The organism is Streptomyces sp. TRM64462 (genome assembly GCF_013362995.1).
Classification (GTDB): Bacteria; Actinomycetota; Actinomycetes; order Streptomycetales; family Streptomycetaceae; genus Streptomyces.
In genome coordinates this window covers 1-10,590 of the sequence record NZ_JABWDV010000294.1, presented here as the reverse complement: position 1 = coordinate 10,590, position 10,590 = coordinate 1, and the positions used below count along the sequence as shown (strand labels likewise).

The 10,590-nt window shown below is 71.5% G+C and carries 8 protein-coding genes and 3 pseudogenes; 6 read left to right on the top strand and 5 right to left on the bottom strand.

What is annotated here, in order from left to right:
• Window positions 1–114: 114 nt before the first annotated feature.
• Window positions 115–387: pseudogene (locus tag HTZ82_RS13845) on the top strand (restriction endonuclease); the annotation flags it as partial.
• A gap of 166 nt (window positions 388–553) precedes the next feature.
• The gene (locus HTZ82_RS13840; protein WP_309235462.1) at window positions 554–1,120 is read left to right on the top strand and encodes a hypothetical protein; all 567 of its coding nucleotides are present in this window, start codon (window positions 554–556) and stop codon (window positions 1,118–1,120) included.
• A 175-nt stretch (window positions 1,121–1,295) separates the two neighbouring features.
• On the opposite strand, the gene HTZ82_RS13835 is transcribed toward HTZ82_RS13840, so the two are convergent.
• The gene (locus HTZ82_RS13835) at window positions 1,296–1,853 is read right to left on the bottom strand and encodes a TetR/AcrR family transcriptional regulator (RefSeq protein WP_175409656.1); all 558 of its coding nucleotides are present in this window, start codon (window positions 1,851–1,853) and stop codon (window positions 1,296–1,298) included.
• Window positions 1,854–1,927: 74 nt separating this feature from the next.
• Here HTZ82_RS13835 and HTZ82_RS13830 point away from each other — a divergent pair.
• Both HTZ82_RS13830 and HTZ82_RS33060 read left to right on the top strand, forming a co-directional pair.
• Window positions 1,928–3,078, top strand: a pseudogene (locus tag HTZ82_RS13830) (FAD-dependent monooxygenase).
• A 4-nt stretch (window positions 3,079–3,082) separates the two neighbouring features.
• Window positions 3,083–3,304 (top strand): annotated as a pseudogene (locus tag HTZ82_RS33060) (transposase); the annotation flags it as partial.
• A 14-nt stretch (window positions 3,305–3,318) separates the two neighbouring features.
• Here the strand turns inward: HTZ82_RS33060 and HTZ82_RS13820 are convergent.
• Both HTZ82_RS13820 and gcl read right to left on the bottom strand, forming a co-directional pair.
• Entirely contained in the window at window positions 3,319–3,489 is a 171-nt protein-coding gene (locus HTZ82_RS13820; RefSeq protein WP_175409655.1) for a hypothetical protein, read from the bottom strand.
• Window positions 3,490–3,588: 99 nt separating this feature from the next.
• Window positions 3,589–5,373, bottom strand: coding sequence for a glyoxylate carboligase (gene gcl, locus HTZ82_RS13815; RefSeq protein WP_175409654.1), 1,785 nt, complete (start codon window positions 5,371–5,373; stop codon window positions 3,589–3,591).
• Window positions 5,374–5,587: 214 nt separating this feature from the next.
• On the opposite strand from gcl, the gene HTZ82_RS13810 reads away from it, so the two are divergent.
• A complete protein-coding gene (locus HTZ82_RS13810) occupies window positions 5,588–6,571 on the top strand; it encodes a hypothetical protein (RefSeq protein WP_309235461.1) in 984 nt (327 codons plus the stop codon).
• Between the two features lie 178 nt (window positions 6,572–6,749).
• Here HTZ82_RS13810 and HTZ82_RS13805 read toward each other — a convergent pair whose 3' ends face one another.
• The gene (locus HTZ82_RS13805) at window positions 6,750–8,372 is read right to left on the bottom strand and encodes an AMP-binding protein (protein WP_175409653.1); all 1,623 of its coding nucleotides are present in this window, start codon (window positions 8,370–8,372) and stop codon (window positions 6,750–6,752) included.
• Complete coding sequence (locus HTZ82_RS13800; protein WP_175409652.1) at window positions 8,369–10,066, bottom strand: AMP-binding protein; 1,698 nt, start codon at window positions 10,064–10,066, stop codon at window positions 8,369–8,371. Before HTZ82_RS13800 ends, HTZ82_RS13805 begins: the two co-directional genes overlap by 4 nt.
• Window positions 10,067–10,171: 105 nt before the next feature.
• On the opposite strand from HTZ82_RS13800, the gene HTZ82_RS13795 reads away from it, so the two are divergent.
• On the top strand, window positions 10,172–10,590 hold a 419-nt coding region (locus HTZ82_RS13795; RefSeq protein ID WP_375540817.1), incomplete at its 3' end, for a GAF domain-containing protein.

Sequence of the window (10,590 nt, the reverse complement as noted above, 5' to 3'; positions counted from 1 at the left end):
TGGCGCGGTCTGGCCACTCGATACGACAAGACCGCCACCATCTACCTCGCCGGACTCCACATCGCCGCCATCTTCATCTGGTCGGCAAGATGATCCGAAAGAAACGGCCTAGGCGCTGACGTCATAGCGAATACGCCCGACGGCCGCAGAGTGGTCATCCAATGCAAGAGGTACGGGCCGAAGACGAAGGTAGGCAGTCCGGATCTGCAACGGTTCGGCGGCACATGCTTCTCCGTGCACAAGGCCCGCGTTGCTGCCGTCGTGACCACCAGCGTCTTCACCAACCCGGCGAGACAGTACGCGCGCAAACACGGCATCATCCTGGTGGATCAGCAGGCGTTGTCGAGGTGGGCGACCCGCACCGGCCCAGCTCCATGGAACATGTGAGCCCGACTGGTGCTGCCTGGGCCCGCCCCGCACGGCGCAGCACCCATACGGGGCGGGGCACCGATCCGGGCGCAGATCCGCCCAATCGCCTCCCTCGCCCCGCCCGGCGGCGGTACCTTCACAATCCCCCCACACACACCCGTCATGCCATCTCCAAGGGGACACCGTGAACCAGCAGCCGCCCCCCGGCCACCAGCCCTACCCGCCCCAATCGCCGCACCCCTGCCAGCCCTACGTGCCGCCCCAGCCCCCGAAGAAGGGCATGTCCACCGGCGCCATCGTCGCCATCACCCTCGGCAGCGTCTTCGTCGCCCTCATCCTCCTCGGCGCGCTCGTCGGCGGCAGCAGCGACACCGCAAGCCGGCCCAAAGCCCCCGCCGCCAGCACAGCCCAGGGGCAGGACGCCAAGCCGGCCGAGAAGCCGGCTGAGCCCGCCACACCGGTCAAGGAGCAGTCGCAGGCCGACCAGTTCAAGGAGTTCGTCGCGAAGAACGGCACCCCCCAGGAGAAGACCGCCGCCGAACATGTCACCCGTATCCAGGGCGCGGACGAGCAGAACGACCTTCTCGACACGGCCGAGATCCACACCGATTACGCCGGCGGCCTACTCGGCCCCAACGCCGGCAAGGGCAAGCTCCTCGCCTCCGTGTTCGCCGAGTGGCGGCAGTCGAAGAACGGCCTCGTGACCGTCTACGACAAGGACGGCGAGATCCTCGCCAACGGCAACTACTGACTGACCGTTTCAGAATGAGGGCGTGGGCAGCGGAAGGGCGCAGGCTAGTGCGAGCGGTGATTCAGGTGAGGCCGACGCGCCACGCGATAGCGGCTGCCGAGCGTTTGAATCGGGCGGAGGCGTGCCTTTTGAGCGAAGGCACGCTGTTCGGGCCAGAACGGTGGGCGGCTGGGTCCTAACGCAGGGCGGCGGCGACAATGCCTTCGAGAGGCTCGCGCGGCACGTCGCCACCGCACACCAGTCGGTCGAAGACCAGCCCGTCGATGCAGGTCAGCAGGGTGTGTGTGCGGTCCTCGACATCCGTCACGCCCTGACTGGCGAGGAACAGCCGGACGGCCTCGCGGCCGGCGTTCTCGCGGGGGATGAGAATCTGGCGCAGCTCGGGGTCCCGCACACTCTCGACGGCACAAGCGTAACGGGCGAGCGAGCGGCGGCGGCCCTCGCCGGTGAGTCGCCGCCGGGTGAGCAGCACCATGCCGTCCACCAGCTCCTCGGCCGTGCGGATGGGCAGGAGATACTCGGCCATCGTTTGCAGTTCCTCCTGGTCGAGTTGGACCAAGCGAGTAACGAGGCCGGTGAGCAGCGCGGCCCGTGTGCGAAAGTACGCCGACGTCGTACCGGGCGGCAGGGCCGCCTTACGGTCGACTGCCCGATGGGTCAGGCCACGGATCCCGTCGTCGGCGAGTACGTCGAGAGCCGCGTCCGCGAGGAGGGTGCGCCGATCTGAAGCCATAGCTCCCTTCTACACCTGTAGAGGCTCAGATAGGGGTGATCCTTCTACAGATGTAGAACCGTTGGGGGGTCGGCATGGGGAACACGTCAGTGGTGGTCGGAGGGGGCATCGGCGGGCTGGCCGCCGCGATCGGCCTGCGCCGCATCGGATGGGAAGTGAGGGTCGTCGAGCGCGCGTCCATGCTTGAGGACGCGGGGGCGGGCATCTCACTAGCCGCCAACGGCCTGCGGGCACTGGACGAACTCGGCATCGGCGAGGCGGTACGGGATGCCTCGCGAGGCCAGTACAGCGGCGGCACCCGCACGCCAGAGGGCGGTTGGCTGGCCCGAATGGACGGCGCGGCGCTGGAGAAGGCAGTAGGCACGCCCATCATGGGCGTCCGTCGCTCCACCTTGCACCGGCTGCTTCGCGAGGCCCTGCCCGCCGAGGCACTGCTGATCGGCTCCGAGACCGGCCACGTCCGGCAGATCGGCCCCGGCACGGTGCGAGTCGGCTGCGGCGACACGGTCCTGGACGCCGATCTGGTGGTGGCGGCCGACGGCATCGGCAGCAGGGTGCGCAGCCTTCTCTTCCCGGCCCACCCCGGCGCGGTCTACAGCGGCTCGACAGTGCTGCGCGCCATCACCGAGCAGGTGGTCGAACTGCGCACCGACTTCGAGCTGACCTGGGGGACCGAGTTCGGGCACATCGCCCTCCGCGACGGGCAGGCCGAGTGGCACGCCGTCCTCAACCTGCCCGCCGGGACGCGGTTCGCCGACCCGCTGGCCGAACTGCGCCGACGGTTCCGCAACTGGCACGACCCGATCCCCGCGCTGTTCGACGCGACCCGACCCGCCGCCGTGCTGCACCACGACATCAACGAAATCCGCACGCCGCTCCCCTCGTACGCGGTCGGCCGGATCGCGCTGCTCGGCGACGCGGCACACGCGCTGACCCCCAACCTCGGACAGGGCGCCTGCCAGGTGCTGGAGGACGCGGTCACCTTGGCCGCCGCGCTCGCCACCGAGCCCACCGTCGAAGCCGCGCTCGCCCGGTACGACGCCGAGCGTCGGCCGCGCAGCCAGCGGTCGCGCGGGCCGCCCGGCAGGCCGGGCGGATGGGCCAGCAGCTCTCCCACCCACTGGCCGTCACCCTGCGCAACACGGCGTTGCGGCTGATACCATCCCGCACCGCAGCGCGCATGATCCTTCGGCACCACGCCTGGATCCCACCACGGCTGAACTGATCCGATTCGCGCCCCCGCCAACTCCGTACCAGAGGCTCGCAGGCGCCACCGCCACCCCGGGCGGCGCAGTCCCGACCGAGCGCCCTCACTGGCGTCATGGACGTCCTGCGAACCGGGTTCGCCTGGCGCGACGCCCCGACGGACACCGTGGGCTGCTCCGGAGTCACGGCTTGGCGGCGGCTTCGGGACTGGACCCGAGGCCGGAGTAAGGCCGCGAGTGCCGGAGCCCTCTGGGCGGGGTCAATGAGTGATGGGGTGGGTGGGGTCGACCAGCTTGTCGAGGACCATGCGGATCGCGCGGAACGCCGTCTCCGCGACCTCGTCGGCGGCGTGCTCCTCCTCCGCCTGGGCCCAGTCGCGGGCGACCCGCAGGCGGCGGAGCAGTTCGTCCGCGTCCACGATCTCGGTCATGCCGTACGCCTACCCCCGCAGGCCGGGGCTTAGCACGCGGAACGGCCCCCGCCCCGAGGTGATCGGGGCGGGGGCCGTTCGGCTCCCCTGCGGAGTGGCTCAGGCGAGCGGGCGGACCGCCGTCGGCGCGTGGCCGGGCTCGGTGGCCAGCTCCTCGAACTCGGTCACGTCGCTCATGTCGACCGTCTTGCTCATCGAGATGTTGGTGACGCGCTCCAGGATCGCCTCGACGACGACCGGGACCTGGAACTCCTGGGCCAGCTTCTTGGCCTCCTCGAAGGCCTCGCCCAGCTTCTCCGGGTCCTCGACGCGGATCGCCTTGACGCCCAGGCCCTCGGCGACCTTGACGTGGTCGACGCCGTAGACGCCGATCTCCGGGGTGTTGATGTTCTCGAACTCCAGGTTGACCTGGAAGTTGATGCCCAGGCCGGCCTGCGCCTGGCGGATCAGCCCGAGGTAGGCGTTGTTCACGAGAACGTGGACGTAGGGGACCCTGTGCTGGGCGGCGACCGCCAGCTCCTCGATCATGAACTGGAAGTCGTAGTCGCCGGACAGCGCGACGATCGGGGTCTCCCGGTCCGCGGTGGCCGCGCCGATGGCGGCCGGGATGGTCCAGCCGAGCGGACCGGCCTGGCCGCAGTTGATCCAGTGGCGCGGTCGGTAGACGTGCAGGAACTGCGCGGCGGCGATCTGCGAGAGGCCGATGGTGGTGACGTAGCGGGTCTCGGGGCCGAACGCCTTGTTCATCTCCTCGTAGACGCGCTGCGGCTTGATCGGGACGTTGTCGAAGTGCGTGCGGCGCTGCAGGGTGGCCTTGCGCTCCTGGGCGGAGGCGGCCCAGGAGCCGAAGTCCGGGAGCCTGCCCGCCGCCTTGAGCTCCTTGGCCACCTCGATGAAGAGCTCCAGCGCGGCGCGGGCGTCGGAGGCGATGCCGTAGTCCGGGGCGAAGATCTTGCCGAGCTGGGTGGGCTCGATGTCGACGTGGACGAACGTGCGGCCCTTGGTGTACGCCTCCAGGTTGTAGCCCGTGTGGCGGTTGGCCCAGCGGTTGCCGATGCCGAGGACGAAGTCCGACTCCAGGAACGTCGCGTTCCCGTAGCGGTGCGAGGTCTGGACGCCGACCATGCCGGCGCTCAGCTCGTGGTCGTCCGGGATGGTGCCCCAGCCCATCAGGGTGGAGATGACCGGGACGCCGGTGAGCTCGGCGAACTCGACCAGCAGGTCGGAGGCGTCGGCGTTGATGATGCCACCGCCGGCGACGATCAGCGGGCGCTCGGACTCCAGGAGGAAGGAGATCGCCTTCTCGATCTGGGCGCGGGTCGCCGCGGGCTTGTAGACCGGCAGCGGCTCGTACGTCTCCGGGTCGAAGTCGATCTCGGCGAGCTGGACGTCGATCGGCAGGTCGATGAGGACCGGGCCGGGGCGGCCGGAGCGCATCAGGTGGAAGGCCTGCTGGAAGACGCCCGGGACCTGGGCGGGCTCCAGGACCGTGGTGGCGGCCTTGGTGACCGGCTTGGCGATCGACGCGATGTCGACGGCCTGGAAGTCCTCCTTGTGGAGCTTGGAGACCGGCGCCTGGCCGGTGATGCACAGGATCGGGATCGAGTCGGCGATCGCCGAGTACAGACCGGTGATCATGTCGGTGCCCGCGGGGCCGGAGGTACCGATACAGACACCGATGTTGCCCGCCTTGGCGCGGGTGTAGCCCTCCGCCATGTGGGAGGCGCCCTCGACGTGGCGGGCCAGCGTGTGGTCGATGCCGCCGCCCTGTTCGAGGGCCTTGTAGAAGGGGTTGATCGCCGCGCCCGGCACACCGAACGCGTTGGTGACGCCTTCGCGCTTGAGGATCTCAACTGCCGCTCGGGCGGCGGTCATTCGAGGCATGGGTGCTCCTGCTTCGGCCTGGCGGATCCGCTCTGTCGCGCCACCTGAGAGCATCGATCCGGTTCTGACTTTTCCGACATGCGGAAGTCTATTTCTGTTATACGGAAGCAATGTAGGGGTGGCCCGCCGAGCCCGTCAAGGGATGGCCGAATGCCCTCCCCAAGCCGCTGCGCTTGGTGGACGATGGGTCACGGAACGAAGGGGGCCTATCGCCGTGGGAGAGAACGTGCCGGTGCGCTGCCCGGCCTGCCGCCGCGCGCACGCGTACCAACCGCCCGTCTATCCGTGCGCCTGCGGCGCTCCCGTCGCCCCGCCCCTGATGCGCGGCGCCCCGGCCGAGCCGGTCGTCCACCGCACCTGGACTGACGAGTGGGTCACCGCCCGCTGCCTCGCCTGCGGGCGCCAGGACCAGTGGCCGCAGCCGGAGCTTGGCTGCCCCTGCGGCACGGTGCTGCGCATCCCGGTACGCCCGGTGACGGACGCCGTACCGCCGCGCTCGCCGGGCCGCGGCGGTACGGCGCGCGGCGCCACGGGCGGGGGCGGGGACCACGCGGGCACCCCTGCCGATCCAGCCACGCCGGGCGTGCCCGCGAGCCACAAGGACCCCATGGACCCTACGGACTGCACGGACCCCAGGAGCCCGAACGGCTCCACGTACCCCACGGACCCCACCGGTACGGGCAGTGGCCCGGGCCCCGCAGGCACGCCTGGCGCCGCCCGCCCCGAGGCGACCGCGTCGACGACGGGCGTCTCCACCGTCCGCACCGGCGCAGCACCCTTCCCGCCGCCGTCCACGCCCGCCGTCGTACGCCCCGCCTTCACCCCCGTCACCATCCGCACCGCCCGCGACGCGGTCACCGCCGCCGCGCTCTACCTCCGCTGGCTCGGCTTCCGCGAGGTGGTCCAGCCCGAGGAGCGCCGCGCCGCCGTCGCGTCCGGCATCGACCTGCGCGGCCCCGGCCTGCTCGCCCAGGTCGACCCGACGACCCGCCCCGTGTCGCTGCGCGCCGTGGAGTGCCTGTGGCTGGAGGGGCTCGCCGCGTCGTCGACCGCCGTGTACTTCTCACTCGCCGGGTACGAGGAGCGCGCCCGCGCCCGCGCCGAGGGCGTCGGGCTGCCGCTGTTCGTCATGGACCTCACGGGCTCACCGCAGCCCGTGAACTCCGCGGCCGACGAACTCCTCGCCCGGGGGGCGTGACCGTGCCGGCCGTACTTCCGGAGGCGGGGCTCACCCCGGGCTTCGGGCGATCCGGCGCGCCGCAGCGGCCCACGGCCTGGACCGCTGGCCGCGCGTCTGCATGCGCCGCGACCCGGCGGGCGGTGCGACCTAGGGGGCGGTTCGACCAAGGGGCGGCGCGACCAAGGGGCGCCGCGGCCTAGGGGGCGGTGCGTGAGGCGCCGTACCGCTCCCTCAGCTCCACCTTCCGTACCTTCCCGCTCACCGTCATCGGGAAGGCGTCCAGCACCTCCACCCGCCGCGGGATCTTGTAGTGCGCGAGCCGGCCCCGGCAGAAGGCGCTGATCTCGTCGTACGTCGGCGGGTCCACCGGGTCGCGCGGGATCACGCAGGCCAGGACCTCCTCGCCGTACCGCTCGTCCGGCACCCCGACGACCTGCACATCCGCGATCTTGGGGTGTCCGTACAGGAACTCCTCGATCTCGCGCGGGTACACGTTCTCGCCGCCCCGGATGATCATGTCCTTGATCCGGCCGACGATCCGGACGTAGCCGTCCTCGCGCATCACCGCCAGGTCGCCGGTGTGCATCCAGCGGCCCGCGTCGATCGCCTCGGCGGTCTTCCCGGGCTCGCCCCAGTAGCCGAGCATCACGCCGTACCCACGGGTGCACAGCTCGCCGGACGCGCCGCGCGGCAGGGTCACGCCGCTGACCGGGTCGACGACCTTCACCTCGACGTGCGGCAGGACACGGCCGACGGTGCCGGTGCGGCGCTCCAGGTCGTCGTCGCGCCGCGTCTGCGTGGAGACGGGCGAGGTCTCCGTCATGCCGTAGCAGATGGACACCTCGGCCATGTGCATCTCGGCGACGACCCGCTTCATCACCTCCACCGGGCACGGCGAACCGGCCATGATCCCGGTGCGCAGCGACGACAGGTCGTACGAGGCGAAGTCCGGCAGGTTCAGCTCCGCGATGAACATGGTCGGCACGCCGTAGAGGGAGGTGCAGCGCTCCTGCTGCACGGCGCGGAGCGTGGCGGCCGGGTCGAAGGACGGCGCCGGGATGACGACGCAGGCGCCGTGGGAGGTGGCCGCGAGATTGCCCATGACCATGCCGAAGCAGTGGTAGAAGGGCACGGGCAGGCAGACCCTGTCCTGCTCGGTGTAGCCGAGCGTCTCCCCCACGAAGAAGCCGTTGTTGAGGATGTTGTGGTGGGAGAGCGTGGCGCCCTTCGGGAAGCCGGTGGTACCGGAGGTGTACTGGATGTTGACGGGGTCGTCACACGACAACTCGGCTTCGCGGGCAGCGAGTTCGCCCGGTGGAACCGCGGTGGCACGGGCGACGAGAGCGTCCCAGCTCGGGTCCCCGATGTAGACGGTCTCGCGCAGCGCGGGGCGGTCGGCGCGTACTTCGTCGACCAGTGCCCGGTAGTCGCTCGTCTTGTGGGCGAGGGACGCGACCAGGAGCGAGACGCCGGCCTGGTCGAGTACGTACGCGAGCTCGTGGGCACGGTAGGCGGGGTTGATGTTCACCATGATCGCGCCGATCCGGGCCGTGGCGTACTGCGTGAGCACCCACTCCGGGCAGTTCACGGCCCAGATGCCGACCCGGTCGCCGCGCGCGACACCGGACGCGAGGAGCGCCCGCGCCAGCTCGTCGACGGCCGCGCCGAGCTCCGCGTACGTCCAGCGCCGCCCGGACGGTACGTCGACCAGGGCCTCGCGGTCGGGGTGCCGGGCCACGGCACGGGCCAGGTCGGCGCCGATGGTGTCACCGAGCAGCGGGGTGCCGCCGGTCCCGTGGGCGTACGAGAGCCCGGTCACCGGAAGTCCTCCTCGCGGTACTCGTCGGCCGACCCCGCCGCCGTACGCTCGCGCAGCTCGATGCGGCGGATCTTGCCGGACACGGTCTTCGGCAGGTCGGCGAACTCGATACGCCGGACGCGCTGGTACGGGGCGAGGACGGCGCGCGAGTGCGCGAACAGCGCCTTCGCGGTGTCCGGTCCCGGCTCCCAGCCGTCCGCGAGGACGACGTACGCCTTGGGCACGGCGAGCCGTACGGGGTCGGGCGCGGGCACCACGGCGGCCTCGGCCACGGCCTCGTGCTCCAGCAGCGCGCTCTCCAGCTCGAAGGGGCTCACCTTGTAGTCGCTGGCCTTGAAGACGTCGTCGGCCCGGCCCACGAAGACGAGATATCCGTCGGCGTCCCTGCGGCCGATGTCGCCCGTCCGGTAGTAGCCGTCGGCCATGGCCTCGGCGGTGCGTTCCGGGTCGCCGTGGTAGCCGGTCATCACGCCGACGGGCCTGGCCGACAGGTCGAGGGCCAGCTCCCCCTCGTCCGCGCCCGGCTTCCCGGTCACCGGGTCCAGCAGCTCCACGCGGAACCCGGGGCTGGGCCGGCCCATGGAGCCCGGCTTGAGTGCCTGGCCGGGGCTGTTGGAGACCTGAACGGCCGTCTCCGTCTGCCCGAAGCCGTCGCGGATGGTGACGCCCCAGGCCCGCCGTACGGCCGCGATGACCTCGGGGTTGAGGGGCTCGCCCGCGGCGACGACCTCGCGCGGCGGGGTGCGCAGCGCGGTCAGGTCGGCCTGGATCAGCATGCGCCACACGGTGGGCGGCGCGCAGAAGCTGGTGACGCCGTGCCGGTGCATCTCGGCCATGAGGCGGGCGGCGTCGAAACGCGTGTAGTTGTGGATGAAGACGGTGGCCTCGGCGTTCCAGGGGGCGAAGAGGTTCGACCAGGCGTGTTTGGCCCAGCCGGGCGAGGAGATGTTGAGGTGGACGTCGCCCGGCTTGAGCCCGATCCAGTACATGGTGGCCAGGTGGCCGATCGGGTACGAGGTGTGGGTGTGCTCGACGAGCTTGGGGCGGGCCGTGGTGCCGGAGGTGAAGTAGAGGAGCAGGGGGTCGGTGGCGGCGGTGGGCCCGTCGGGCGTGAAGGCTCCGTCGGCGGCGTAGGCGTCCTCGTACGGGCTCCATGCCCCGTGCGCGCCGCCGACCGCGTGCGCGCCGCCGACCGCGATCCGCCGGTAGTCGCCCGGTACAGAGTCGAACTTGGCGGTGTCGGCGGCGCGGACGACGACGTGACGGGCGCGGCCGCGTTCGACGCGGTCCCGCAGGTCGGCGGGGCCGAGGAGGGGCGTGGCGGGGATGACGACGGCGCGCAGCTTCATGGCGGCGAGGGCGGTCTCCCACAGTTCGGCCTGGTTGCCGAGCATGACGAGGATCCGGTCGCCGGCGCGTACCCCGTGGGTGTCGCGGAGCCAGTTGGCGACGCGGCCGGAGCGGTCGGACATCTCGGCGAACGTGAGCCGCGTGTCGGTGCCGTCCTCCTCGACGATGTGCAGCGCGGTCCTGTCGTTGCCGGCGGCGATGGTGTCGAACCAGTCGAGCGCCCAGTTGAACCGGTCGGGGCGGGGCCAGGTGAACCCTTCGTACGCCGTCTCGTAGTCCTCCCGGTGCCGCAGCAGGAAGTCCCGGGCGGCCCGGAACTGCTCGGTCGCACCGCTACCCGACATCTGTGTCCTCCTCGTTGCGGGACGTGTCCGCGCCATCGTGTAATCAGTGACCCAGGTCTCACTACCCCCGTACGGGGGTGCCGCATTTCTGAAGCAGGAGCAGGTATGGGCGAGCAGCGGGTCGAGGCGGCGGAACTGCGGGCGGCGCTGCTGCGGCTGCGCGGGGCGACGGGGCTTCCGGTGGCGTTCGGCGGTCTGGTGGGCGGCGGCCCCGTGGTCGGTGGCCGGGCGGGCGGTGGCCGGGCGGGGGCGCGGCTGCGGATCGGGGAGCTGGCGGGGACGCGCTCGGAGGCGCTGCGCGGCCTGTCGGTCAGCCCGGGCAGCGGGCTGGGCGGCCGGTCGATCGTGCTGACCCGGCCGTGTGCGGTGACGGACTACCAGGCGGCGCGGCACATCAGCCACGAGTACGACGGGCCGGTCGCGGCGGAGGGGCTGCGGTCGGTGCTGGCGGTACCGGTGGTGGTACGCCGCCGGGTACGGGCGGTGCTGTACGCGGCGCTGCGCGCCCCGCAGCCGCTGGGCGA